The organism is Streptomyces sp. TRD_SC_5 (assembly GCF_056836825.1).
Map to the genome: position 1 here is coordinate 6,774,983 of NZ_JBWZZS010000001.1, position 24,859 is coordinate 6,799,841.

Annotated in this window: 21 protein-coding genes; 18 read left to right on the forward strand and 3 right to left on the reverse strand. The window is 71.6% G+C overall.

Annotated elements, in window-relative coordinates; all coding sequences use genetic code 11:
• Window positions 1-19: 19 nt before the first annotated feature.
• From AC1P0E_RS30880 to AC1P0E_RS30935, 12 genes are all read left to right on the forward strand, one after another.
• Window positions 20-607 (forward strand): helix-turn-helix domain-containing protein, encoded by a 588-nt coding sequence (locus AC1P0E_RS30880; RefSeq protein WP_482745384.1) that lies wholly within the window; start codon window positions 20-22, stop codon window positions 605-607.
• A gap of 97 nt (window positions 608-704) precedes the next feature.
• Window positions 705-1,673 (forward strand): NADPH:quinone oxidoreductase family protein, encoded by a 969-nt coding sequence (locus AC1P0E_RS30885; protein WP_482745385.1) that lies wholly within the window; start codon window positions 705-707, stop codon window positions 1,671-1,673.
• Entirely contained in the window at window positions 1,670-2,851 is a 1,182-nt protein-coding gene (locus AC1P0E_RS30890; protein WP_482745386.1) for an acyl-CoA dehydrogenase family protein, read from the forward strand. Before AC1P0E_RS30885 ends, AC1P0E_RS30890 begins: the two co-directional genes overlap by 4 nt.
• Complete coding sequence (locus tag AC1P0E_RS30895; RefSeq protein WP_482745387.1) at window positions 2,848-4,005, forward strand: acyl-CoA dehydrogenase family protein; 1,158 nt, start codon at window positions 2,848-2,850, stop codon at window positions 4,003-4,005. Before AC1P0E_RS30890 ends, AC1P0E_RS30895 begins: the two co-directional genes overlap by 4 nt.
• A gap of 111 nt (window positions 4,006-4,116) precedes the next feature.
• Window positions 4,117-5,715, forward strand: a complete 1,599-nt coding sequence (locus AC1P0E_RS30900) for an ABC transporter substrate-binding protein (RefSeq protein ID WP_482745388.1) — start codon at window positions 4,117-4,119, stop codon at window positions 5,713-5,715.
• 38 nt (window positions 5,716-5,753) lie between these two features.
• A complete protein-coding gene (locus tag AC1P0E_RS30905) occupies window positions 5,754-6,719 on the forward strand; it encodes an ABC transporter permease (protein WP_482745389.1) in 966 nt (321 codons plus the stop codon).
• Window positions 6,712-7,605 (forward strand): ABC transporter permease, encoded by an 894-nt coding sequence (locus tag AC1P0E_RS30910; RefSeq protein ID WP_482745390.1) that lies wholly within the window; start codon window positions 6,712-6,714, stop codon window positions 7,603-7,605. Before AC1P0E_RS30905 ends, AC1P0E_RS30910 begins: the two co-directional genes overlap by 8 nt.
• 338 nt (window positions 7,606-7,943) lie before the next feature.
• The gene (locus AC1P0E_RS30915; RefSeq protein WP_482745967.1) at window positions 7,944-8,849 is read left to right on the forward strand and encodes an ABC transporter ATP-binding protein; all 906 of its coding nucleotides are present in this window, start codon (window positions 7,944-7,946) and stop codon (window positions 8,847-8,849) included.
• Entirely contained in the window at window positions 8,842-9,501 is a 660-nt protein-coding gene (locus tag AC1P0E_RS30920) for an ABC transporter ATP-binding protein (protein WP_482745391.1), read from the forward strand. The genes AC1P0E_RS30915 and AC1P0E_RS30920 overlap by 8 nt, the downstream gene beginning before the upstream one ends.
• Window positions 9,502-9,702: 201 nt before the next feature.
• Complete coding sequence (locus AC1P0E_RS30925; protein WP_482745392.1) at window positions 9,703-10,584, forward strand: phosphatidylinositol-specific phospholipase C/glycerophosphodiester phosphodiesterase family protein; 882 nt, start codon at window positions 9,703-9,705, stop codon at window positions 10,582-10,584.
• Window positions 10,585-10,704: 120 nt separating this feature from the next.
• Entirely contained in the window at window positions 10,705-10,899 is a 195-nt protein-coding gene (locus AC1P0E_RS30930) for a hypothetical protein (RefSeq protein ID WP_355252712.1), read from the forward strand.
• A gap of 130 nt (window positions 10,900-11,029) precedes the next feature.
• A complete protein-coding gene (locus AC1P0E_RS30935) occupies window positions 11,030-12,607 on the forward strand; it encodes a hypothetical protein (protein ID WP_482745393.1) in 1,578 nt (525 codons plus the stop codon).
• 43 nt (window positions 12,608-12,650) lie between these two features.
• On the opposite strand, the gene AC1P0E_RS30940 is transcribed toward AC1P0E_RS30935, so the two are convergent.
• Entirely contained in the window at window positions 12,651-15,359 is a 2,709-nt protein-coding gene (locus AC1P0E_RS30940; RefSeq protein WP_482745394.1) for a SpoIIE family protein phosphatase, read from the reverse strand.
• A 234-nt stretch (window positions 15,360-15,593) separates the two neighbouring features.
• On the opposite strand from AC1P0E_RS30940, the gene AC1P0E_RS30945 reads away from it, so the two are divergent.
• The 6 genes from AC1P0E_RS30945 (at window position 15,594) to AC1P0E_RS30970 (ending at window position 24,371) form a co-directional block, all read left to right on the forward strand.
• Window positions 15,594-17,108, forward strand: a complete 1,515-nt coding sequence (locus AC1P0E_RS30945) for an ABC transporter substrate-binding protein (RefSeq protein ID WP_482745395.1) — start codon at window positions 15,594-15,596, stop codon at window positions 17,106-17,108.
• Window positions 17,105-19,054, forward strand: a complete 1,950-nt coding sequence (locus AC1P0E_RS30950) for an ABC transporter permease subunit (RefSeq protein ID WP_482745396.1) — start codon at window positions 17,105-17,107, stop codon at window positions 19,052-19,054. Before AC1P0E_RS30945 ends, AC1P0E_RS30950 begins: the two co-directional genes overlap by 4 nt.
• Window positions 19,051-20,091: an ABC transporter ATP-binding protein gene (locus AC1P0E_RS30955; protein ID WP_482745397.1), complete on the forward strand. Its 1,041-nt coding sequence runs from the start codon at window positions 19,051-19,053 to the stop codon at window positions 20,089-20,091. The genes AC1P0E_RS30950 and AC1P0E_RS30955 overlap by 4 nt, the downstream gene beginning before the upstream one ends.
• Window positions 20,088-20,873 (forward strand): ATP-binding cassette domain-containing protein, encoded by a 786-nt coding sequence (locus AC1P0E_RS30960; protein ID WP_482745398.1) that lies wholly within the window; start codon window positions 20,088-20,090, stop codon window positions 20,871-20,873. Before AC1P0E_RS30955 ends, AC1P0E_RS30960 begins: the two co-directional genes overlap by 4 nt.
• Window positions 20,870-22,156, forward strand: coding sequence for an MDR family MFS transporter (locus AC1P0E_RS30965; RefSeq protein ID WP_482745399.1), 1,287 nt, complete (start codon window positions 20,870-20,872; stop codon window positions 22,154-22,156). Before AC1P0E_RS30960 ends, AC1P0E_RS30965 begins: the two co-directional genes overlap by 4 nt.
• Before the next feature lie 235 nt (window positions 22,157-22,391).
• The gene (locus AC1P0E_RS30970) at window positions 22,392-24,371 is read left to right on the forward strand and encodes an RICIN domain-containing protein (protein ID WP_482745400.1); all 1,980 of its coding nucleotides are present in this window, start codon (window positions 22,392-22,394) and stop codon (window positions 24,369-24,371) included.
• Here the strand turns inward: AC1P0E_RS30970 and AC1P0E_RS30975 are convergent.
• Window positions 24,271-24,612, reverse strand: a complete 342-nt coding sequence (locus AC1P0E_RS30975) for a response regulator transcription factor (protein WP_482745401.1) — start codon at window positions 24,610-24,612, stop codon at window positions 24,271-24,273. The genes AC1P0E_RS30970 and AC1P0E_RS30975 overlap by 101 nt on opposite strands.
• Entirely contained in the window at window positions 24,594-24,767 is a 174-nt protein-coding gene (locus AC1P0E_RS30980; RefSeq protein ID WP_482745402.1) for a hypothetical protein, read from the reverse strand. Before AC1P0E_RS30980 ends, AC1P0E_RS30975 begins: the two co-directional genes overlap by 19 nt.
• Between the last annotated feature and the right edge of the window lie 92 nt (window positions 24,768-24,859).

The window sequence follows — 24,859 nt, forward strand, 5'->3', positions numbered from 1 at the left end:
CTGATCCTGCAATGTCCTCATGGATGAAGAGCAGGATTTCGACGGAGTGCTGAACGGCGTGGGCCCGCGCCTGCGCAAAGTGCGCAAGGAGCGCGGAGCCACGCTCGCCGCCCTCTCGGAAGCGACCGGGATCTCGGTGAGCACCTTGTCGCGGCTGGAGTCCGGCGGCCGCAAGCCGAGCCTGGAGCTGCTGCTGCCCATCGCCCGCGCCCACCAGGTGCCGCTCGACGAACTGGTGGGCGCGCCCCCGGTCGACGACCCGCGGGTGCGGACGAAGTCGATCGAACGGGGCGGGCACACCTATCTCCCGCTGACTCGTCAGCCCGGCGGCCTCCAGGCCTTCAAAGTGATCTACCGGCGGACGGGCGAGGAACCCGAGCCACGCACGCACGAGGGCTATGAGTGGCTGTACGTCCTGTCGGGCAGGCTGCGGGTGATGCTCGGCCCGCACGATCTTGAGGTCGGGCCCGGTGAGGCGGTGGAGTTCGACACGCGCGTGCCGCACTGGTTCGGCCCGGCTGGGGACGGACCCGTGGAGATCCTCAGCCTCTTCGGGCCGCAGGGGGAGCGGATGCACGTACGGGCCAGGCCGAAGTCCGGCCGATGAGGCCGAGACTGTGAGGCCGAGACTGTTCCCATCAGGGCAAGCGACCGCTTAGTATGCGCGGGCGTGGTACTGCCTACGGTGTTGTGGAGGATCTCGGATGCAGGCATGGCGAGTGCACGAGAACGGCGAGCCCGGCGAGGTGATGCGGCTCGACGACGTCGAGAAGCCCACGCCGGGAGAAGGGCAGCTTCTGCTGAAGGTGCGCGCCGCGAACATCAACTTCCCCGACGCCCTGCTCTGCCGCGGCCAGTACCAGGTGCGGCCGCCCCTGCCCTTCACCCCGGGTGTCGAGGTCTGCGGCGAGACCGAGGACGGCCGCCGCGTGATCGCCAACCCGGCGCTGCCGCACGGCGGTTTCGCCCAGTACGTCGTCGTGGACGCGGCCACGGTGCTGCCCGCACCCGACTCGCTGGACGACGCCGAGGCGGCCGCCCTGCACATCGGTTACCAGACCGGCTGGTTCGGCCTCCACCGCCGGGCGCGCATCCAGGCGGGGGAGACCTTGCTGGTGCACGCGGCGGCGGGCGGCGTCGGCAGCGCCGCCGTACAGCTCGGCAAGGCGGCGGGCGCCACCGTCATCGGCGTCGTCGGCGGTCCGGAGAAGGCGCGTATCGCCCGGGAACTCGGCTGCGACCTGGTCATCGACCGGCGCACCGAGGACATCGTCGCCAAGGTAAAGGAAGCCACCGGCGGACGGGGCGCGGACGTCGTGTACGACCCGGTGGGCGGTGACGCGTACGCCAAGTCGGTCAAGTGCGTCGCCTTCGAGGGGCGCATCGTCGTCGTCGGCTTCGCCAGCGGCACGATCCCCTCGCCGGGACTCAACCACGCCCTGGTGAAGAACTACTCGATCGTCGGCCTGCACTGGGGCCTCTACAACACCATGGACCCGGCCGCGATCCTCGCCTGCCACGAGGAGCTGACCCGGCTGGCCGCCGAGGGCGCCATCAAGCCCCTGGTCAGCGAGCGCGTATCCATGAAGGACGCGGCGGACGCCGTCCAGCGCGTCGCCGACGGCACGACCACCGGACGCGTGGTCGTCGTACCGGAGGGGATGGCCCGATGACGGACGCCGCGGAAGTACGAAACCTCACCCTGGAGTTGCTCGCCGCTCATCCGCCGGCCACCACGGACCGTACGGACTTCCTCAAGGCACGCTTCGACGCCGGACTCGCCTGGGTGCACTACCCGGTGGGTCTCGGCGGCCTCGGTCTCTCCCGCTCGCTGCAGCGGCTCGTCGACGCGGAGCTGGAGGCGGCAGGCGCGCCCGACAACGACCCGCGGCGCATCGGAATCGGCCTCGGCATGGCCGCGCCGACCATCCTGCGGTTCGGTACGGACGAGCAGAAGCAGAGCCTGCTGCGGCCCCTGTGGGTCGGCGAGGAGGTGTGGTGCCAGCTGTTCAGCGAGCCGGGCGCGGGCTCGGACCTCGCGGCGCTCGGCACGCGCGCGGTGCGCGACGGTGACGAGTGGGTCGTCGACGGGCAGAAGGTGTGGACCTCCAGCGCCCATGTGGCGCGCTGGGCGATCCTCATCGCCCGTACGGACCCGGACCTGCCCAAGCACCAGGGCATCACGTACTTCGTGTGCGACATGACCGACCCCGGGGTCGAGGTCAGGCCGCTGCGCCAGATCACCGGCGAGGCGGAGTTCAACGAGGTCTTCCTCACCGGCGTACGCATCCCCGACAGCCGGCGCCTCGGCGCCGTCGGTGAGGGCTGGAAGGTCGCGCAGACCACGCTCATGAACGAGCGCGTCTCGATCGGCGGCTCCCGCATCCCGCGCGAGGGCGGCATGATCGGCCCGGTCGCCAAGACCTGGCGGGAACGCCCCGAACTGCGCACCCACGACCTGCACCAGCGCCTGCTCGGCCTCTGGGTCGAGGCCGAGGTCGCCCGCCTCGCCGGTGAGCGGCTGCGCCAGCAGCTCGTGGCGGGCCAGCCGGGCCCCGAGGGCTCGGGCATGAAGCTGGCCTTCGCGCGCCTCAATCAGGAGATCAGCGGCCTGGAGGTGGAACTGCGCGGCGAGGAAGGGCTGTTGTACGACGACTGGACCATGCGCCGTCCCGAGCTGGTCGATTTCACCGGACGCGACGCCGGCTACCGCTATCTGCGCTCCAAGGGCAACAGCATCGAGGGCGGTACGAGCGAGGTGCTGCTCAACATCGTCGCGGAACGCGTTCTCGGACTGCCGTCCGAGCCGCGCAGCGACAAGGACATCGCCTGGAAGGACCTCTCCCGATGACAGCACAGACTGCTCAGCCTGATCTGCTGTACTCCGAGGCCGAGGACGACCTCCGCGCGGCCGTACGCTCCCTCCTCGCCGACCGCTGCGACGCCGCGGCCGTCCTCACCCGCGCGGAGTCGGACACCCCGTACGACCCGCGCCTGTGGGCCTCGCTGGCCACCGACATGGGCCTCGCGGGGCTCCTCGTGCCCGAGAAGCTCGGAGGCCAGGGCGCCACGCACCGCGAGGCCGCGGTGGTACTGGAGGAGCTGGGACGCAGCGTCGCCCCGGCCCCGTACCTCACCGGAGCGGTCGTCGCAGCCGAGACGCTGCTGGCGTGCGACATCGAAAACGCCGAAAACGCCGAAAACGCCGAGAACGACGAGAACGCAGCGGTCGCGGAACTCCTCGGCGCGCTCGCTGGCGGCCGTACGGTCGTGGTGCTCGCCGTTCCGTTTTCCGCCGCTCCCTCGGCCGAACTGGCCGGCGCGGTACGGGCGTACGGCGGCTCTCTGGGCGGACGTATCACAGGGGTCGCGGACGCGGCCGCCGCCAAGGTCCTGCTCGTACCGGCCGATGACGGTCTGTACGCCGTCGAGACGGGGGCGCCCGGCGTCACCGTCGAGTCGCTGACGCCGCTCGACCTGACCCGGCCGCTCGCCACGGTCACCCTCGACGGCGCCCGCGGCCGCAGGCTCGCCGGGTCGGCTGCCGCTCCCGTACGGCGCGGGCTGCTCGCCGGGGCCGGGCTGCTCGCCTCCGAGCAGCTGGGGCTCGCCGAGTGGTGTCTGGAGGAGGTCGTCCGCTACACGCGCGACCGCAAGCAGTTCAACCGCCCGGTCGGTTCCTTCCAGGCGCTCAAGCACCGTATGGCGCAGCTGTGGCTGGAGGTCGTCTCGGCGCGGGCCGTCGCCCGTAACGCAGCGGACGCCCTGGCCACCGGCAGCCCGGACGCGCCCCTCGCGGTGGCGGTGGCGCAGGCGTACTGCTCGCGGGTCGCGGTGCACGCGGCCGAGGAGTGCGTGCAGCTGCACGGCGGCATCGGGATGACCTGGGAGCACCCGGCGCATCTGTACCTCAAGCGTGCCAAGGCCGACTCGATCGCACTCGGCGCACCCGGCAGGCACACGGAGGCGGTGGCCGAGCTTGTCGGCCTGCCCGCGCCCGAGTAGCGCGGGGGACCGGGCCCGGTAAGGGTCAGTGGATCACGCACCCCTTTACATGCGGTTTAATTGCGACCAGTTCGCAATAACTGTTGATCTTGTTTAGGGGTGTGGAGAGCCATGCTGTCCCGATCGATACGTGGGGCGGCCGCCGCGATGCTGGCCGGAACACTGGCCATCACAGCGGCGGCCTGCTCGAAGCCGGGCGAGAGCGGCGCCGCCGGAAGCGGGTCCGGAGATTCCGCGGTCGTCGGTATCGCGTACGAGCCCGAGACGCTCAGCCCGCTCCTGGGCTACGGCAAGGACGGCAACTCCAAGATCTTCGACGGGCTGCTCACCTTCGACGACGAGATGAAGCTCCGGCCCGCGCTCGCCGCCGAACTGCCCGAAGTCGCGGACGACGGCAAGACGTACACGTACACCCTTCGTGACGGCGTGAAGTTCAGCGACGGCAAGCCCTTCACGTCCAAGGACGTGGTCTTCACCTACAAGACCATCCTCGACAAGAAGACCAACAACGCCTCCAAGACGGAGCTCGACGCGGTCAAGGACGTCAGGGCCGAGGGAGACCACAAGGTCGTCTTCACGCTCAAGTACCCGTACGCGCCCTTCGCCGAGCGCACCGTGCTTCCGATCGCTCCCGAGCACGTCGCGGGCAAGCAGGACGTCAACAGCGGCTCCTTCACGACGAAGCCGGTCGGCACCGGACCGTACATCCTCACCGGCTGGTCCAAGGGAGAGAAGCTCAGCTTCAAGGCGAACCCCGGTTACTGGGGCGGCGAGCCGAAGGTGAAGAAGTTCACCATGGCGATCATCAAGGACGACGACGTGCGCGCCACGCGACTGCGCACCGGTGACCTCGACGGCGCCATCCTGCCGCCCAACCTCGCCAAGACCTTCAAGGACGACAGCGGTCGTACCACGCATGCCGCCAGGTCCTTCGACTACCGCACCGTGACCCTGCCGACGCACAACAAGGTCGCTGGCGACACGGACGTGCGGCGGGCCCTCGACATCGCCGTCGACCGCGAAGCCATGGTCGACAAGATCCTCGAAGGCGCCGGCAAGCCGGCCTACGGGCCCGTCCCGACGGACAGCCCCTGGTTCGCCAAGGGCACCGAGCGCACACATGATCCGGCCAAGGCGAAGAAGATCCTCGACGAGGCGGGCTGGAAGCCAGGCGCCGACGGCATCCGCGTCAAGGACGGCGTACGCGCCCAGTTCCCGCTCTGGTACCTGTCCGGAGACAAGCTCCGCCAGGACCACGCCCTCGCCTACGCGTCCGACGCGAAGAAGGCCGGCATCGACATCAAGACCCAGGCCGGCACCTGGGAGGTCATCATGCCGCGCATGAAGCACGACGCCGTGCTCGCTGGCGGCGGCTCGCCCGGCGACCCCGACTTCGACCAGTACACGCTGCTCCAGTCGTCCCTCGCGGGTGACGCCTTCAACAACATGGCCTGGTACGACAACCCGGCCGTCGACAAGGCGCTCAGGGAAGGCCGCGAGAGCGGCGAGACGGCCGACCGCAGGGCCGCGTACGACACCGTCCAGCGCGAGCTCGCGAAGAACCCCGGCTACACCTTCCTCACCCACATCGACCACCTGTACGTCGTCGACGACAAGTGGTCCGGGCTGACGACGCAGACCGAGCCGCACGACCACGGCCTGGCCTCCGGACCGTGGTGGAACGTCGAGGACTGGACGCCGAAGAAGTGACACACCCCCACCCGAGCCGGAGGCTTCCCTGGGGGCCGATGGCGAGGATGGCGGGGCGGCGGACCCTGTTCGCCGTCCCCGTCCTGCTGGTGGTGACCTTCGGCGTGTTCGCCGTCGCCGCCGCCTCGCCCTTCGACCCCGTCAAGGCCTACGCGGGCACCGCGGGCCTCACCGCCTCGCAGGAGGACCTGGACCAGCTGCGGGCCAACCTCGGCGTCGACCAGCCGCTCGTCGAGCGCTGGTGGCACTGGCTGACCTCGGCCGCCACCGGTAACCTCGGCGACTCCAGCGTGATGCGCCAGCCCGTCACCGACGTCATCACCGAACGCCTCGGCTGGTCCGTGCTGCTCGCCGTCACCGCGTTCCTCGTCGCGATCCTGCTCGGTACGTCGCTGGGCGTACTGGCCGCGCGCAGGCAGGGCGGCTGGCTGGACCGCGCGGTCAGCTCGGCGGCGTACACCCTGGAAGCGGCGCCCGCCTTCTGGCTCGGCCTGCTCGCCATGTGGTTGTTCGCGCTCGAGCTGGGCGTGCTGCCGGCGGGCGGTCTGACCGACACCGACAGCGATGTGGTGACGTTCGGGCAGGTCGCCACGCACCTGGTGCTGCCGGCGGCCGTTCTCGGTGTTTCGCAGCTTCCCTGGTTCTTCCTCTACGTGCGCCAGGGTGTCGCCGACGCGCTGGAGGAGGACCCGGTACGCGGCGCACGCGCGCGTGGGCTGAACGAACGCACCGTACTGCTCGGACACGCGCTGCGCTCAGGGATGCTGCCGACGCTCACGCTCGTCGGCTCGCGCGTGCCCGAACTCATCACCGGCGCGCTGCTCGTCGAGACGGTCTTCAGCTGGCCGGGCATCGCGGCGGCGACGGTACAGGCGGCGACATCGGTGGACTTCCCGCTGCTGGCGGCGCTGACGGTGCTCGCCACGGCGGCGGTCCTTGCCGGGAACCTCCTCTCCGACCTGCTGTACGGACTCGCGGACCCGAGGGTGGGCTTCGATGGCTGAACTCGCATCTGAACGCGCTACCGCGCCCCTCGTGTGGCGCTCGCACGGGCGTACCCGCCGCTCGACGCGCACGGTCCGCGTCCGCACCTCGGCGGTGATCGTGGTGGCGGTAGTGCTCGCGGTACTCGTCGTACCGCCGCTCGCCAACCTCGACCAGCAGGCCATCGATTTGTCGATGAAGCTTCAGCCGCCCTCCCTGGCCCACCCCTTCGGGACGGACGACGTCGGCCGCGACCTGCTGCTGCGCTGCGTGTACGGACTGCGCGTCTCCCTCCTGGTCGGGCTGGTCGCCGCGCTCGTCGCGACGTTCATCGGTACGGCGGTGGGGGCGGCGGCAGCGGCGTTCGGCGGCTGGACGGACCGCGTGGTGATGCGGCTCGTGGACACCTTCTCGTCCGTCCCGCACCTTCTGCTCGGCATCTTCATCGTCGCGATGTTCCGGCCGGGAGTGTGGCCGGTGATCGTGTCGGTGGCGCTGACGCACTGGCTGTCCACGGCCCGTATCGTCCGTTCCGAGGTGCTGTCTCTGCGTTCGCGCCCGTACATCGACGCGGCGGTCTCGGGCGGGGCGTCGCGGTGGCGGGTCGCCGTACGGCACCTGCTTCCGGGGGTGCTCCCGCAGGCGGGGCTCGCGGCCGTACTGATGGTCCCGCACGCGATGTGGCACGAGTCGGCGCTCTCCTTCCTGGGCCTCGGCCTGCCGACACACCAGGCGAGCCTGGGCAACCTGGTCCAGTCGGCGCGCAGTTCCCTGCTGGCCGGTGACTGGTGGCCGACGCTCTTCCCCGGCCTCCTCCTGATCATCCCGACCCTCGCCATCGCGGGCCTGGCCGGCTCCTGGCGGGAGCGGATCAACCCCCGCCGCCGATCGGAGCTGATGCTGTGACGACGCACCAGAACGCCAACCGTGCGCGAACGGCTGCGGCAGCCTCGTCGGCACCGCACGCGAACGCCTCGCCCACTGACCGCACACCGGAACGCGCCGCCGACCGGCACGTCGCAGGAACGGCTTCGAAGCGTTCCCGTGAAGCGCCTGGAGCTGTTCCTGGGAACGTTCATTACGCGGCCGGTCCCGTAGCGGACACCCACACGACGAGCGATACCGTCGCGGGCCGTACGTCGGAGCCGTCCGCCGGCCCGCGCGGTGCCACGGCCACGGGCCTTCCCGCGTCGTGGAACAGGACGCCCCTGTTGTCCGTGCGGGGGCTCTCTGTGCGGTTCCGGATGCGCGGGGGGCAGCACATCGCCGCCGTTGCCGACGCCGGTTTCGACCTGGCGCGGGGGGAGTGCCTCGCACTCGTCGGCGAGAGCGGGTGCGGCAAGTCCGTGCTCGCTTCCGCGTTGCTCGGGCTGCTGCCCGGCAACGCCCAGACCGCGGGTTACGCGCGCCTTGGAGACGTCGACCTGCTCACCGCCGACGAACGCACCCTGGCGCGCACGGTACGGGGCCGTCGTATCGGACTCGTACCGCAGAGTCCCGCCGCGCACCTCACGCCCGTACGGACCGTCGGAGCGCAACTCGAAGAGACGCTGCGCGAGCTGACCGGTACACGAAAGCGCGAGATGCGCGAAGCGGCCCGCGCGGCGGCCGAGCGGGCCGCGTTCCCCGTCGACCATCTCGACCGCTACCCGCACGAGCTGTCCGGCGGACTCGCCCAGCGCGCCGCGACCGCGCTGGCCCTCGTCGGCGACGCGCCCCTGCTGCTCGCGGACGAGCCGACCACCGGCCTCGACCGCGACCTCGTCGACCGCACCGTGGACGAGCTGCGCCAGCACGTCGACGAGGGTCACGCCTTGCTGATGATCACCCACGACCTCGCGGCCGCCCAGCGCATCGCCGACCGCGTGGCGGTCATGTACGCCGGACGGATCGTCGAACTCGCCGATGCGCCGGCCTTCTTCGGAACGCCCGGGCCCCGGCACCCGTACGCAAGAGGCTTGCTGGACGCCCTTCCCGAGCGCGCTTTCACGCCCATCCCCGGCATGCCGCCCGAGCTCGGGGACCTGCCCCCGGGGTGCGCCTTCGCCGCCCGCTGTACGTACGCCACCGACGCGTGCGCCGTACAGCCGGACTTCGCGGACGGCGTCGCCTGCCACCACCCGCCCGCCGAGGAGCGTGCCCGTGCTTGAACTCGACGCGATCACCGCTGGTTACGAGCGCGGTAAGCCGGTCGTACGGGACGCACACCTCACCGTCGCACCCGGCGAAGCGGTCGGCCTGCTCGGGCCGAGCGGCTGCGGCAAGTCGACGCTGGCCAGGGTCGCCGCCCTGCTGCACCGCCCCGACGCCGGCACCGTCACCCTCGACGGCAGCCCCGTCACCGGCTGGCGCCACCGCGCCCCGCGCGAACAGCGCACAGCCATCGGCGTGGTCTTCCAGCAGCCCCGGCTGTCCGCCGACCCCCGCCTGCGCCTGCGCGACCTGATCGCCGAACCGCTGCGCGCCACCGGCCGGCGCAACGAAGTGGCCGCCACCGTGAGCGAGCTGTCCCGGACCGTGGGACTCGGCGACGATCTCCTCGGCCGACGCCCGCACGAGGTGAGCGACGGTCAGCTGCAACGTGCCTGCCTGGCCCGCGCCCTGGTGCTGCGGCCGCGCTGGCTTGTGTGCGACGAGATGACCGCGATGCTGGACGCGTCGACGACCGCGGCTCTGGTCGCGGTGGTCGAGGAGTACCGGCGCGAACGCGGTGCGGGCCTGCTGGCCGTCGGCCACGACCGCGTCCTCCTGGAGCGCTGGTGCGACCGTACGGTCCGCTGGGAGGACGTCGCCGCGGCCTGAGACGCCGGGGCGGACAGGGGTGCCTTTCAGCCGCGCGCGACGAATCTGTGTCCCCGGTATGTGCGTGCACTGACGGGCTGTCGGCGCGCCTGAACCGCTGGCGACGGATGGCCGAACTCTTGTCGGGGCCCTGCCCATTGACGCGGTAAGGAGCGGATACTCGCCGGAGTCCCGAACGCCCCGTACACCCCCGGAGGCACCATGGCCGTCGCCGCGCCCACCCGCCGCAGAGTCGTCACCACCTTCGCCGCCGCCCTCGCGGGAGCCGTGGCCGTTCCCGCGTACGCACAGGCCGCCGAGAGGAAGCCCGGCCGGCACCCCGGCCCCGGGCCGCTGCGCCGCGCCCACGCGCACAACGACTACGAGCACGAGCGCCCCCTCCTCGACGCGCTCTCGCACGGCTTCACGAGCGTCGAGGCGGACATCTTCCTCGTCGACGGCCGGCTCCTCGTCGCCCACGACCCGGGCGGCCTGGACCCCTCCCGTACCCTCGAATCGCTCTACCTGGGCCCGCTCGCGGCCAGAGTCAGGGCCAACCACGGCTGCGTGTACCGCGGATACCGCCGCCCCGTGCAGCTGCTCATCGACATCAAGAACGACGGCGCCGCCGCCTACCTCGAACTGCACCGCCAACTGCGCCGCCACCGCCGGATGCTGAGTACGTACGCCCACGGCCACGTCCGCCCCGGCGCGGTGACGCCCGTCATCTCCGGCGACCGCGCGGCGCGCGTCCCCATGGAGGCACAGCAGGTGCGCCACGCCTTCTACGACGGGCGGCTCGACGACCTCGGCGCCGCGGACCCGGCGCCCGCCTCCTTCATCCCGCTGATCAGCAGCAACTGGACGCACAGTTTCACCTGGCAGGGCGTCGGCCCGTTCCCCGCCGCCGAGCGGGCCAAGCTGCACGCCGTCGTCTCCGCCGCTCACCAGCGCGGGCAGCGCGTCCGCTTCTGGGCCACACCCGACCTGCCGGGACCGGCGCGCGACGCCCTGTGGACCGAGCTGCTCGCCGCGGACGTGGACCACATCAACACCGACGACCTCGCCGGCCTGGAGCGTTTTCTCCGTACCCACGGCGCGTAGTCGGTCATCACAACCAGTCAACACCCGTACGGCGGACGTGTCTTCCGCCCGAATGGGCCCTCCGCTACGCCAGACTGACGGCCGAATGCCGCAATTCAGGCGCGGCGGAGGAGGTTGACCATGGCCATTTCGATCTCGTTGGTGCTGCTCCTGCTGATTCTCGCGGTGATCTTCCTGCGCAACGGAGGACTGAAGGTCTCGCACGCACTGGTCTGCGCCCTGCTCGGCTTCTTCCTGGCCGGTACGAGCATGGGGCCGACCATCCAGAACGGGATCGCCGCCACCGCCGACGTCGTCGGCGACCTCAGGCCCTGACGACCGCGTCCGCGCGCCGCGACATTGCGCGCGGATGTCAGGGCCATGAAAACCGTGCGGGTTTCCATGGACACTTCAAGAGGTCGGCTCTAGCGTCGGGCGGCGGCGCGACCCCCACCCAAGGAGCCCGATGTCCCGGTCCTGGAAAGCGCACGCCCGCGCACTGGCCCTCGCCCTCGCTCTCGTTGTCCCGGCGGTCCTGCCGCCGGACGCCGCCCGCGCCGATGAGATACCCAAGGCGCCCGGCCACCGGCTCGTCAGCTCGTACGAGGGCGAGCCGGCCGTCGCGCAGCCGGTCCCCGGCGACGCACCCCCTCAGCACCCCTTCCTCGCCCCGAACGGAGACAGCGGTATGCACGCGGACGCCGCGGGCAGCGGCACCCATCCGTACTCCGGTCCGCTGGGACGCCACCCGCAGGTCACCAGCGAGAGGATCGCGGCGCTGGGCGGCGAGTGCGCCACCGCGACCTTCGACGCCGCGGGCCGGCTGATCACCGTCTGCGGCACCTTCCAGGGCTTCCGGCTCAAACTGCTGCACCCGCGAACGCTCGCCACCCTCGCCGAGTACAAGCTGCCGCAGCGTTCCTCGACCGTGGAGGCCATCACCCGGCTCGACTTCGAGAAGATCTTCAAAGACACGTCCGGCGGCGCGTACTTCTACCTCGACGACCAGGACCGGGTGGTACTGGCCGACTCTCGTCAGCACATTCTGCGGATCGCGCACGAGCGGACATCGGACGGCGGTTGGCGCTTCGTCGTCGAGGACGACTGGGACCTCACCGGGCACGTCCCGCACGACTGCGTGACATGGACGAACCTCCGCCCCAGCGGCACGTGCGATCCCGTGACCTCCGTGATGCCCGACTGGCAGGGGCGCATCTGGTGGGTGACCCGGCTCGGCCGCGTCGGCACGGTCGACCCCCGGACGTCCCGGATCCGTGCCGTCCGGCTCGAAGGGGAGGAGATTCAGAACTCCTTCTCGGTTGCCGAGGACGGCGTCTCCATCGTCTCCGACCATGCCCTCTACAGCTTCCGCGCCGACTCCGACGGCACACCCCGGGTGCAGTGGCGCCAGACGTACGACCGGGGAACGGGCACCAAGCCCGGCTCGGTCAACCAGGGATCGGGCACCACCCCCGACCTGTTCGGCGACGGCTACGTCGCGATCACGGACAACGCGGACGACCGCATGAACGTGCTCGTCTACCGGCGCGAAACGAACGTTCCCGGGAACGATCGACTGGTCTGCAAGGTACCGGTCTTCGCCACCGGAAAGTCCACCACGGACAACTCCCTCGTCAGTTGGGGCAACAGCCTCGTCGTAGAGAACAACTACGGCTACGAGAACCCGTCGTCGCTGCTCCTGGGACGCAGCGTCACGGGCGGCGCCACCCGCATCGACGTACGCGAGAACGGCAGCGGCTGTGACACCGTCTGGGAGAGCGGCGTACGGTCGCCGTCCACCGTTCCCAAGCTCTCCACCGCCAATGGACTGCTCTACTTCTACGCGAAGGAACCGAACCGGCTCGGCATCGACGCCTGGTACCTGACAGCCGTCGACTTCCGTACGGGAAAGATCCGCTGGCGGCAGCTCACCGGCACAGGCCCGGCGTACGACAACAACTGGGCGCCGGTCACCATCGGACCGGACGGCACCGCCTACGTCGGTGTCTTCAACGGCATCGTGGCGGTGCGCGACCGGGATTGACCGGGATTGATCGAGACCGACCGGGCGGGCCGTACCCCCGGCCTCAAGGGAAGTCCGGCGACGGCCGGCCGCCGCCCGGCAGCGGCTGCTCGGTCCAGATGACCTTGCCGTCCCCGGTGTACCGGGTCCCCCAGCGGTCGGCGAACTGCGCGACGAGGAACAGCCCGCGTCCTCCCTCGTCCGTGTTCGCCGCCTGCCGCAGGTGCGGAGAGGTGCTGCTGCGGTCCGAGACCTCGCAGATGAGGCTGCGATCACGGATCAGCCGTACCCGGATCGGACCCGCCGCGTAGCGAATGGCGTTGGTGACCAGCTCGCTGAGAATCAGCTCGGTGGTGAACGCCTCCTCCGCCAGACCCCACTCGGCCAGCTTGGCGGTCACAGCCGCCCGTACCTCGGCCACGGCCGACGGATCGGGCGGCACGTCCCAGTCGGCCACCCGGCCGGCGTCCAGCACCCGCGTACGGCTGACCAGCAGCGCGATGTCGTCGCGCTGACGCACGGGCAGCAGCGCGCCGAGCACTTCCTCGCAGGTCTCCTCCGGGGTCCCGTCGGCGTGGGCGTCGAGCGTACGGCGCAGGAGCGCCAGCCCCTCGTCGATGTCCCGGTCCCGGTCCTCGACGAGCCCGTCCGTGTACAGGACCAGCCGGCTGTTCTCCGGCAGCTGCACCTCCAGCGTCTCGAAGGGCAGCCCGCCGAGTCCGAGGGGAGGGCCGCCGGGCACCTCGGCGAAGACCGTCGTGCCGTCCGGGTGGACGATCGCCGGCTGGAGGTGGCCGGCCCGCGCCATGGTGCAGCACCCGGTCACCGGGTCGTAGATCGCGTACAGACAGGTGGCCCCGGTGACGCCCGCGTCCACGTCGTCGCCGATCTCGTCCTGGTCGATGCGGGCGACCAGTTCGTCGAGGTGCCACAGGAGCTCGTCGGGCGGCAGGTCGAGCGTCGAGAAGTTGTGGACGGCGGTGCGCAGCCGCCCCATGGTGGCGGCGGCATGGAGCCCGTGACCCACGACGTCGCCCACGACGAGCGCCACGCGGGCGCCGGGCAGCGGGATGATGTCGAACCAGTCCCCGCCGACGCCGCCGAGACCGCCGAGCCCGGCCTGCGCGGGCAGATACCGGTAGGCGACGTCGACGGCGTTCTGTTCCGGCAGACCACGGGGCAGCAGGCTGCGCTGCAGCGTCACCGCCATGGTGTGCTCACGTGTGTAACGCCGGGCGTTGTCGACGCTCACCGCGGCGCGGGCGACCAGCTCCTCGGCGACGGAGAGGTCCTCCTCCTCGAAGGGCTCCGGCTTCTGTGAGCGCCAGAAGATCGCCAGGCCCAGGATGACGCCGCGGGCGCGCAGCGGAACCGCGATCATCGAGTGGATGCCGTGCTCCACGAGCTGCCGGGCCCGCTCCGGATCCTGCTCCTGCCAGCCGGAGAAGCCGGCCAGGTGGGCCTGGAGGACCGCCTCGCCCTTACCGAGGCTGAACCCGACCGGCGTGTTCGGCACAAACCGGATCGTCTTGCCGAGAGGGTAGAGCGACGTGTCCTCGCTGACGCCGCTGAACGCGACGCGGCGCAGATCCACGCCCGGGCCCGTGCCCGTGGCGGTCGGCTCCTCGCTGCGCAGCACGGCCTCCACCAGGTCGACCGTGGCGTAGTCGGCGAAGCGGGCCAGGGCGAACTCCGTCAGCTCCTCGCACGTGCGCACCACGTCGAGGGTGGTGCCGATCTCCGTACCGGCGTCGTACAGCAGCTTCAGGCGGCCCCGCGCCACATCGGCCCTGCCGGTGAGGTCCTGGAGCTCGGTGGTGTCCCGCAGCGTCGTGACGCTGCCGGGCGGGCCGCCGTGCTGGTCCGTGGTTCGCTGATTGACGGCGAGCAGGCGGTCTCCGACCGGATGGACCTCATCAGTGACGATGCGGCCCGAGGCCAGCAGCGCGGCGGTCTGCGGATCGAGCCCCAGGTCCTCGACATGGAGCCCCTCCACCTCGTTCGGCAGGTCCAGGAGCCGGCGCGCCTCGTCGTTGGCGAGCAGCAGCCGTCCGTCGCCTCCGACGATGAGGACGCCCTCCCGTACGGCGTGCAGAACCGCGTCGTGATGTTCGTACATCCGGGTCATCTCGGCGGGTCCGAGGCCGCGCGTCTGGCGGCGCAGCCGTCGGCTCACCAGTGCCGTCCCGCCGGTGGCGAGGAGCAGCACCGCAGCCGCGGCCCCGAAGAGCAGGGGGATCTGCTCTTCGACGACGCCGCTGACCTTCTCGATGGTGATCCCGGCGGAGACCACACCGATGACCTTGCCGTCCCGGTCGGTCACGGGCACCTGGGCCTGCACGAGAGGACCGATCGTCCCGACGATCTTCTCGGTGACGACGCGGCCGGCCAGCGCGGGCTCCAGATCGCCGACGAACTTCTTTCCGATCCGGTCGGGCAGCGGGTGGGTGTAACGGATCCCGTCCCGGTTCAGTACGACGATGAAGTCGACGCCGGAGCGCTTACGGGCCTCCTCGGCCGGCGGTTGCAGGGCCGCGGTCGGATCGGGGCTCTTCAGGGCCTCCTCGATACCGGGTGAATTGGCGAAGGTCTCGGCCACGGCGACCGATCGGTTGCGAGCCTCTCGTTCGCTGTCGCTCCGGGACTGCAGCACGAGCACCGCCATGGCGCTGGCGACGAGCAGGACCACGATCGCCACCTGCAGGAGGAAGACCTGACCAGCGACAGTTCGCATTCGCAAAACCGACCGCGGGCGGCCGTTGCGTCCGGCCATGACCTCTTTCTACACCTCCCGTATATGCCGGGCGAGCCGCACGCCGTGAGGCAGTGGCTGCTGGGCGAGCCCTTCAGGCGTCACATTTAAGCCCGCCAGGGCGTGCGGGGACAGATGCTCGCGCAACCCGGCGCTCGGGCGCGGGCCGCAAGCACCGGCTTATTGACAACGAATGTCATGTGCTAGTTTCACATTCACCTACCCGCGATCACCCGCACCGCTCCCGGAGTACCCGTGCATCTGCGCATACCCCTGCCCGCCACCGGCCTGGCAGCGGCCTCAGCCCTGCTCCTGACCGGCTGTTTCGCCCCGGCGGGAGAGAGCGCCGCCGACTCCGGCTCCAGCCACGGCGGCCGGATCAAGCTCGCGATGCTCCAGCCGCCGCGCTCCGCTCTGTCCCCCCTGAGCGACGACGCCTTCAAGCTCTCACGCTGGTCCACGGCCGAGACGCTGATCAACCTCGACGAGGAGGGCGACGCCCGGCCCGGTCTGGCCACCGACTGGGAGCGGACGTCAGAGACGGCGTGGGAATTCACCGTCCGCGACGGCGTGAGGTTCCACGACGGCAGCGCACTCACCGCCGAAGCCGCCGCCAACGCCCTTACCCGCGCCGCCATGGCATCACCCAAGCCGCGCATCCTCGACGGCGTGGAACTAACGGTGAAGGCCGACGGCGACAAGCTCGTCGTCACCACCGGGGCCCCCGACCCGCTCGTGCCCCAGCGGCTCTCCTCGCCGCAGCTGTCCGTCCTCGCCGAGCGCGCGTACGCCAGGCGCGGCAAGGTGGACCCGGTCGGCGCCGGCAGCGGCCCGTACGAGCTGGTGAAGGTCAACGGCACCACCACCGCCACCCTCGACCGCTACGACGGATATTGGGGCAAGAAGGCGAAGGCCGCCGGGATCGACGTTTCCTTCGTCCCGGACGGCGCCGCCCGCGCCGCCGCCATCCGCAGCGGCGAGGCGCACATCGCCGAAGCCGTGCCGGTCTCCCAGGCCTCGCTCCTCGATGAGAAGACGATCACCGAGGTGCCGATGCCGCGCACCAACACCCTGTACCTGAACACCGGGGCGGGACCGTTCAAGGACGCAGGCCTGCGGGCCGCCGCGCGCGAGGCGATCGACGCCGGGGAACTCGTCAAGGGCGTGTACGAGAACCGGGCCGACCTCGCCGAGGGGCTGCTCGGGCCCGCGCTGCCCTGGGCCGCCGAAGGGCGCGCCGCACTGAAGAACCGCACGAAGGGCGCCGACCCCGACGACCCGGCAGGCACCACGATCACGCTCGCGACCTTCTCCGACCGTGCCGAGCTGCCGGAGGTCGCCTCCGCCCTGCAGCAGCAGCTCGAAGACGCCGGGTTCAAGGTGAAGCAGGTCGTGCGGGAGTACGCGCACATCGAGGAGGACGCGCTCGCCGGGAAGTTCGACGCGTTCATCCTGTCGCGGGCGACCGTGCTCGACTCCGGTGACCCCGCGGCGTACATGCAGTCCGACTTCACTTGCGAGGGCTCCTTCAACCTCGCCCAGCTGTGCGACAAGAACGTCGACAAGGCCGTGAAGAAGGCCGCGGCCACGGCCGCCGGCGACGCCCGCCGCCGCGCGATCCTGGAGGCGGAGGCGGCGGTGCTGAGAACCGACGCCGCCATCCCGATGCTGCACGAGCGCGTCATCCAGGGCGACGCCCCGTCAGTCACCGGCTCGGCGAAGGACCCGCGCGAGCGGATCCTCATCACCGCCGACACCCGTCTGCAGTGACGGCCCTCCCGCTGCGGGAACGCGCCGGTGTGCTCGTGTCGCGCGCAGGCGCCCTCGCCCTGATCATCGCCGTGGTCGGACTGCTGCCGTGGCTGTCCGGACGCGACCCGGCCCTGTCCGTGCTCCGTGCCCGCTCCGCCGAACAGGAGCCGACGAAGGAGGCGCTGGACGCCGTACGCCGTGAACTCGGCCTGGACGCCGGGCCACTGTCCCTTCTGGGCGACTGGTTCGGCGGCGTGCTGCGCGGCGACTTCGGCCGCTCGTGGGCGAACGGCGCCGAGGTGCTGCCGTCCGTGCTGTCAGGCCTCGGGGTCTCTGTGACGCTGATGGGCGCCGCGCTCGCCGTCGCACTGCTGCTCGCCTGCGCGCTGTGCGCCCCGACGGTGGTACGCGGGGCGCGCGGTGCTTCGCGCGGCGGCTCCGGTACGGGCGCCCCGGCCGCGGTGCTCGCCGCGCTGCCCGAGTTCCTGCTCGCCACGCTGCTGCTGGTGGCGCTGTCGGTGTGGCTGGGCTGGTTCCCACCGTACGGGTGGCAGGGGCCGCAGCATCTCGTGCTGCCCGCGCTGGCGCTGGGCGTTCCGGCGGGCGGGATCGTGGGGCGGTTGGTCGACGACGCGATGCCCGCGGTGTTCGAGGAGCGGTGGGTCGCGCTGTGGCGGTCCTCGGGCTGTACGCCGTCCGCCGTCGGCCGGGCGGCGCTGCGCCGGGCCATACCCGCCGTGCTGCCCCAGCTCGGCCTGGTGGCCGTCGGGCTGACGGGTGGCGCGGTCGCGGTGGAGACGGTGTTCGCGGTGCCCGGCATCGGGCGTACCGCGCTCGGCGCGGCCCAGTCGCAGGATCTGCCGCTGCTCCAAGGCTCGGTGATCGCGCTGGTGCTGCTGGGTCTGGTCGCCGGAGTGGTGGCGCAGGCCGTACGGCACCGGATGCTCGGTCCCGGGCTGCGCGACGCCGCGCTGTCACCGGCCGCTCCCAGAGCGGCGCAGGCGGGCCGGCTGCACCGCGCGGTGCCGGTTGTCTGCGCGGTGTCGCTGGTGGTCGTGATCGGCTGGGGTCTGCTGCTCGACCCGCTGCTCGTCGACACGGTGGCCAGGCTCGCCGCTCCGGGCTGGGAGCATCCGCTCGGCACAGACTCGCTCGGTCGTGACGTCCTTGCCCGGGTGGGGCACGGGGCGGCGGCCACGGTGGGGGTTGCCGCGCTGGTCTGCGCCGGCTCGTACGTCGTCGCCGTGGCCGCCGGATTTCTGCCGGGCCTCGCGTCGGGCGCGGCGGAGTCCGCCAACGCGGTGCCGCCGGTGATCGCCGGCATCCTCGTCGCGGCGGTCCTGGGCGCAGGCACCCTGGGCGCCTCACTCGCGGTAGCTCTCGTCTCCTGGCCACCGCTCGCCGCACACGCGGCCGCGCTGGTCCAGGAGACCCGGGCCGCCGCCCATCTCATGGCGCAACGTGCCATCGGCTCGCCGCCGTGGTGGATTCTGACCCGCCACGTCCTCCCGGCGGTCGCGGCTCCGGTCGCCCGCCACGCCGTCCTGCGCCTCCCCGGCATCGCCCTGGCCCTGGCCTCGCTGGGCTTCCTGGGTCTGGGCGCCCAGCCTCCGGCGCCGGAATGGGGGCTGACGCTGGCCGAGTCCCTGCCGTATGTGGAGCGCGCGCCCTGGTCCGTGATGGCGCCGGCGGCGATGCTCCTGCTGCTGGCGGCGCTGGCGGTGTCCTTGTCGACGCTGCCCGCACCGAGGGCGGGGAGCGGGCGCTTCGCGGGCGTGCGGCGTCGGCTGCCGGTCGGCGGCACGTGGGACGAGGAGGACGCTGCCCGCTCCCATGACGCCGGGGGAGCGGCGGCTCCCGCGACCGCCGGTCAGCCGCTCGTCGACCACACGGCCGACCGGCCGTCGGCGGCCACGGAACCGTTCGGCAACCGCTTTGCCCCGGAAGGAAGTTCCGCAGGATGAGCAGGACCACAGTGAGGTCTCCCCTCGCCCCGGAAGAACCCCTCCTCGACGTACAGAACCTCCACATCACCGTGCGCGGCCTGCACGTCGTGCGCGGAGTGTCCTTCACGGTGCGGGCGGGGGAAGCGCTCGCCGTCGTGGGGGAGTCGGGGGCCGGGAAGTCGATGACCGCGCGGGCCGTCCTGGGGCTGCTGCCGGCCGGGACGGAGGTGCGGGGGAGTGCGCGGTTCGGCGGCCGGGAGTGGGTGGGGGCGCCTCAGTCGGCGTACCGGGAACTGCGGGGGCGGCGGACGGCCTTCGTACCGCAGGACGCGCTGTCCGTGCTCAGTCCCGTGCACCCCGTAGGCGAGCAACTCGCTCTCGCCGTACGGTCAGTGCGTCGCGGCGTCGGACGGAAGGCCGCCACCGCGGCCGCGGTCGCCGCGCTCGAACGGGTCGGGATCGCGGACGCGGGGCGGCGCGCCCGGGCGTATCCGCACGAGTTCTCCGGCGGCATGCGCCAGCGTGCCGTCATCGCGATGGCCATGATCAACGAGCCGGAGCTGCTCTTCGCCGACGAGCCGACCACCTCCCTCGACCCCACCGTGCAGGCTCAGATCCTCCAGCTGCTCGCCGACATCAGGAAGGACACCGGCACGGCACTCGTCCTGGTCACCCACGACCTCGGGATCGTCGCCGGGCACGCCGACCGGGTGCTGGTGATGTACGCGGGGCGGTGTGTGGAGTCGGGACCGGTCGCGGAGGTCTTGGCGGCGCCCCGCGCTCCGTACACCGCCGGGCTGATCGCCTCCCTGCCGCCCGCGCGCGCCACACGCTCCACCGGCAGAAGGCTGCCGTCGATCGCCGGCGCTCCGCCCTCCCCGTCGGCGCTGCCGCCGGGCTGCGCCTTCGCTCCCCGCTGCCCGGCCGCCGACGAGTCCTGCCACCGGACGCCGCCCGAGCCGGTCGGCGCTACCACCGGACGGACAGTGGCGTGCCACCGCCGGGACGAGCTGCCCGTGCCCCTCGTCCGTCTCTTCGAGGAGAGCGCCGCATGATTCCCCTTCTGGAGGTGGAGGAGCTGACGGTGCGCTATCCGGGGCGCGGACGGCGGGGCGAGCCCGTCCTGGCCGTCGACCGGGTCTCCTTCGAGATCGGGGCCGGACAGACCCTGGCCCTGGTCGGGGAGTCCGGCTGCGGAAAGTCCAGCACCGCGACGGCCGTACTGATGCTGCGTCGCCCCGAGTCGGGCTCGGTCCGCCTGGAGGGGAGGGAGCTGACGACGCTGGACGAACCGGAACTGCGGGCGCTGCGGCCCGCGTTGCAGCCGGTTTTCCAGGACCCGTACGGATCACTCAGCCCCAGGCTGCGCGTCCGGGACGCCGTCGCGGAACCCCTGCGCGTGCAGGGCCGCTGGGACCCGGCGACCGGCCGGGCGCGGGTCGCGGAGCTGCTGCAACTCGTAGGCCTCGACGCCTCCCTGGGCGCGCGCCTGCCGCAGGAGCTGTCCGGCGGCCAGTGCCAGCGCGTCGGCATCGCCCGCGCCCTGGCCAGTGACCCGAAGGTACTCGTGCTGGACGAACCGGTCTCCGCGCTCGACCCGTCCGTCCGGGCCGGGGTGATGAATCTGCTGACCGGCCTTCAGGATGAGCTGGCGCTCGGCTGTCTCCTCATCTGCCACGACCTCGCTCTCGTACGGCATGTGGCACATCGGGTCGCGGTGATGCACCGGGGCACGATCGTGGAGCAGGGCACGGCCGAGGAGGTGTGCGAGACCCCCTCGCACCCGTACACGCGTGAGCTGCTGTCAGCCGCGCCCGTCCCCTCCGCCGCCCCATGAGCGGTACGAAGGCCGCCGCCCCGGCGTCGGACGCAGGTCTGGTGCGCGGGCTGCCGCCGCTGCCCCGGCTGCTGATCGGCACGCAGTTCGCATTCAACATCGGCTTCTTCGCCGTACTTCCGTTCCTCACCGCGCACTTGAGCGGCACGCTGGCTCTGGCGGGCTGGCTGGTCGGGCTGGTCCTCGGCCTGCGCACCTTCAGCCAGCAGGGCCTCTTCGTGGTCGGCGGGGCCCTCACCGATCGCTTCGGGCCCCGGCCGGTCGTCCTCGCGGGGTGCGCCCTGCGGGTGGCGGGCTTCGCCTGGCTGGGCTTCGCGCGGGACACCTGGGCAGTCATCGGCTCGGTGCTGCTGGTGGGCTTCGCGGCGGCGCTGTTCTCGCCCGCCGTGGAGACGGAGACGGTGCGGCAGGCCGTACTGCACGAGGCGGCGACCGGCGTCGCGCGCACCCGCGTCCTGGCCCTTTTCAACGCGGCCGGACAGGCGGGCGCGCTGCTCGGTCCGCCGCTGGGGGCAGCCCTGTTGTACGCCGGCTTCCGAGCCGCCTGCCTCGCCGGGGCGGGCATCTTCACCGTCGTACTGCTGGGACACCTGTGGCTGATGCCGCGTCAGCCTCCGAAGACAGCGGACGACAAGCCCGCTTCCGCCATGGGCGGCGCACGGGAACTGCTGCGCAACCGCCGCTTCCTGGCGCTGTGCATCGCGTACGGCGGCTATCTGCTCGTCTACAACCAGCTGTACCTGGCCCTCCCGCAAGAGGTTGAGCGGGCCACCGGCGGGCAGAGCGCGCTCGGCTGGCTGTTCACGCTCTCCTCGGTGCTGGTGATCGCCGGTCAGCTCCCCCTCTCGCGCTGGGCCGCGCGACGGCTCTCGCTGCGTACGGCGATGCTGCTCGGGTTGTTGCTGATGGCGGCCGGCTCGGCGGCCGCGGCGGCGCTGCTGCCGGTTCGCGCGCTGGGCGGGCTCGGCCCCTCGTTGGCCTTCGTCGTACTGCTGTCCGTCGGTCAGATGCTGGTGGCTCCGGCCGCCAGGGCCTGGGTGCCCGACCTGACGGACAACCGGCACCTCGGGCTGTTCATGGGCGCGTTGTCGTCCCTCGCGGGCTCGTTGGTACTGCTGGGCAGTGCTCCGCTCGGTGCCCTCTTCGACCGTGGCGGCGCCCTGCCCTGGCTGGCCCTCGCGGCGGTCCCGGCGGCGACGGCGCTGTGTCTGCCCGGCCGAAACGGGCCACGCCGCGCGGGAGTTTCGAAAGTGGGTGCGAGTACCGCGGGTAACGCGCGCTGACGCCTTTCTTGGGTGAATGGAGATCACTCAAGCTCCTTGTTTCCCGTGAGTCACTTGTGCAAGGGTGAACTCCCTCAACGGAGGCATTGGTCCAAGCCATTCCCGCTTCATCCGACGCTTCGCACTGGCTGACCCCATAAAGCACCTCTCTGACGATTTCCGTACGGGGCTGCCTTTTTGATGGGCAGAAATCTGTGTTCCGTCCATCTGGCGCGCTTTGGAAGGAATCGGTTCCGTGTACTCCCCCCACCCCCCTCGGCCGTCTTACCCCCCGCGCCCCGGCGCGGCTCCCCGGGAATCCGACGAGAGTCTCGTCGCCCAACTGGGCGGCAGGCCGGACGGCGAGGCTGCCCGCCCCCTCGCGCTGCTCCTGGCGCGGCACTGGCAGCCGACGTACGACTACTCGGTCATCTGCCTCGGCTCCTCGGCGCATGTCGCGTCGATGGCAGCCGCTGCGGCCTTCCGTCAGGTGCTCGAAAGTCTCCGGCGCCGGCCCTCGGCCGAGGCGCTGCGCCCCCGACTTCTGGCGGCCGTACGGGACACCGTCAAGGCATGGTCCGCCGACGACGGCATATCCGGTGTTCTGCCGGAACTGAGAAAAACGGCCGGCGGTCGCGGTATGCGGGCCGCGAAATCCAAGACGCCCGGAAATCGTGAGCTCGCCGAGCGGTCTTTCCGGACCCTCCCCGGACCCGCTCAGTGCCTGCTGTGGCACACCGACGTCGAGGCCGAGCCCATATCCGTACCGGCCGGTCTGCTGGCCATGGACACCGGCGCCGCCGAGGCCGCACTCGAGCACGCGCGTGAGCAATTCCGGGTGGGCTGTGTACGGGCCCACAGAGACCTCGCACCGGCCACGGAATGCCGGTTCTACAACCGCCTGCTGGACATTCCGATTCGCCGCGGCGGCGCCTTGCTGCCCGACGTCCGAAAGCATCTGCTGGAGTGCCGCTACTGCCGGGACGCCGCCGGACAACTCAGCCTCTGCAGGGGCAGCCTGGGCGTGCTGCTCAGCGAGGCGGTGCTGGGCTGGGGCGCCCGGCGCTATCTGGAGTCGCGGCCGGGGCGCGGTGCGCAAGGACTGCGTCCGGGAGAGTCCGTCCGCTGGGGCGGCCGGCGCCCGGAGGGAGGGCGCCACCGGCTGCTGCCCCGAACGGCCTCGCCGGGGCTGCGCCTCACGCCGTATCGGAGCCCTTCGAAATCCGTGCTGACGGGGCTCGGTCTCCTCTCGGCCGCCGTTCTGTCGACGGTTCTCGTCACCAGTCTCTCGTCGGACGACGGTGGTGGTTCCGGGCCCGGGGCCTCCATGGGGGCGACCGGCCGCCACGTGGAACCCCCGGTCCCGAGTCCTCTGGTTCCGTCCGTGGCGCCGCCCGCCAACTCGGCCGGATTCCCCGGAGTCTTCGGTCATGCCAGGCTGCGCAATGCCGGGACGGACCTGTGCCTGGACATCCGCGGAGGCGAGGCGAAGCCCGGTGCCGGGACGCGGATGACCGACTGCTCGTCCGGAAAGAACCAGCAGTGGTCGTACGGAACCGACGGCTTTCTGCGCAGCTTCGCGCAGCCGGAACTCTGCCTCGACTCGACTGCGGACGACGGCGCGACAGCCCTCACCGCATGCGTGGCCCCCACAGCGGCGAACAGTGACGACCTGCGCTACGACCTGACCGTCCAGGGCCAACTGCTGCCTCGGTGGCACGAAGGGCTCGCGGTCGTACCCACGTCTGCGGAGAAGGGCGCGGACGTGGTGGTCAAGATCCGCGACGGCTCCGTCGAGCAGAAGTGGGTGCTCGACTCCACGACGGCCGAGCCCCGGTCCCGGCCGAACGCCGAAGCGGGTACGGCCTCCGCGAAGACCGCACCCGATACCCCTCCACCCGCCAACAGGGGCTGCGGGGCGCCGACTTGCGCACCTTCCGCACCGGGCGGGAAGAAGCACGAGGCGGTGCCGGAACGCAGAAGCGAAAAGCCGACGCCGGAGCAGCGGAAAGAGCGAGTCGACGAAGTGGAGGTCAGGACTCCCCGCCGGGCCGCCGAGCCGAAGCCGGACTCCGGTGGTGTACGACCTGAACGGCGTGACGCGCAACGCGCCGGCGCGGTGCGTGGCAAGTGCTCTACGCCGCCGCGTGGAACAGCGCCGCAGCCTCGCCCCGCGACCCGACCCCCAGCTTGGTCAGGATCTTCGCGACATGGAACTTCACCGTCGACTCACTGATGTGGAGTTCCTGCGCGATCGCCCGGTTGCGATGGCCGAGCGCGAGCCGCGTCAGCACCTCGAGTTCACGGGCCCCCAGCGAACTCAGCGGATCGGTGGAAGCAGGGGTCTCGGGCGTCGTCAGGGGGATGACCGCGCTGACCGTCGTACCCCAGCCCGGCACCGCGTCCATGTCCAGCCGTCCCCCCAGGACGTCGAGGCGGTCGGCGATCCGTGCGGGACTCAGCTTGCACAGGGACACAGCGCGCCGGGCCCGTCGTCCCGTACGGTCGCGCGCAATTCCTGCTCGGTGACCTGCCAGCCCACATGAACCCGGGTCACCGCCTCCTGCTCCAGCACGGTCAGCAGTACGGCGCGGACGATCGCTCGCGCCGCGTGTGCCACGTCGGCGGCCACCCTGCGGACCGAGTCGGGAGGGCCCAGCTCGAGCCGGACGGGGGCTGTGGCGCAGGAGCAGCCGCAGCATGTCCGCGAGCCGGGCAGTCGAG

What these genes read in the sequence shown, in the direction of transcription:
- AC1P0E_RS30880 (WP_482745384.1), top strand. Translation starts at nt 20, where the DNA reads ATGGATGAAGAGCAGGATTTCGACGGAGTGCTGAACGGCGTGGGCCCG.
- AC1P0E_RS30885 (WP_482745385.1), top strand. Translation starts at nt 705, where the DNA reads ATGCAGGCATGGCGAGTGCACGAGAACGGCGAGCCCGGCGAGGTGATG.
- AC1P0E_RS30890 (WP_482745386.1), top strand. Translation starts at nt 1,670, where the DNA reads ATGACGGACGCCGCGGAAGTACGAAACCTCACCCTGGAGTTGCTCGCC.
- AC1P0E_RS30895 (WP_482745387.1), top strand. Translation starts at nt 2,848, where the DNA reads ATGACAGCACAGACTGCTCAGCCTGATCTGCTGTACTCCGAGGCCGAG.
- AC1P0E_RS30900 (WP_482745388.1), top strand. Translation starts at nt 4,117, where the DNA reads ATGCTGTCCCGATCGATACGTGGGGCGGCCGCCGCGATGCTGGCCGGA.
- AC1P0E_RS30905 (WP_482745389.1), top strand. Translation starts at nt 5,754, where the DNA reads ATGGCGAGGATGGCGGGGCGGCGGACCCTGTTCGCCGTCCCCGTCCTG.
- AC1P0E_RS30910 (WP_482745390.1), top strand. Translation starts at nt 6,712, where the DNA reads ATGGCTGAACTCGCATCTGAACGCGCTACCGCGCCCCTCGTGTGGCGC.
- AC1P0E_RS30915 (WP_482745967.1), top strand. Translation starts at nt 7,944, where the DNA reads ATGCGCGGGGGGCAGCACATCGCCGCCGTTGCCGACGCCGGTTTCGAC.
- AC1P0E_RS30925 (WP_482745392.1), top strand. Translation starts at nt 9,703, where the DNA reads ATGGCCGTCGCCGCGCCCACCCGCCGCAGAGTCGTCACCACCTTCGCC.
- AC1P0E_RS30930 (WP_355252712.1), top strand. Translation starts at nt 10,705, where the DNA reads ATGGCCATTTCGATCTCGTTGGTGCTGCTCCTGCTGATTCTCGCGGTG.
- AC1P0E_RS30935 (WP_482745393.1), top strand. Translation starts at nt 11,030, where the DNA reads ATGTCCCGGTCCTGGAAAGCGCACGCCCGCGCACTGGCCCTCGCCCTC.
- AC1P0E_RS30940 (WP_482745394.1), bottom strand. Translation starts at nt 15,359, where the DNA reads ATGGCCGGACGCAACGGCCGCCCGCGGTCGGTTTTGCGAATGCGAACT.
- AC1P0E_RS30955 (WP_482745397.1), top strand. Translation starts at nt 19,051, where the DNA reads ATGAGCAGGACCACAGTGAGGTCTCCCCTCGCCCCGGAAGAACCCCTC.
- AC1P0E_RS30960 (WP_482745398.1), top strand. Translation starts at nt 20,088, where the DNA reads ATGATTCCCCTTCTGGAGGTGGAGGAGCTGACGGTGCGCTATCCGGGG.
- AC1P0E_RS30965 (WP_482745399.1), top strand. Translation starts at nt 20,870, where the DNA reads ATGAGCGGTACGAAGGCCGCCGCCCCGGCGTCGGACGCAGGTCTGGTG.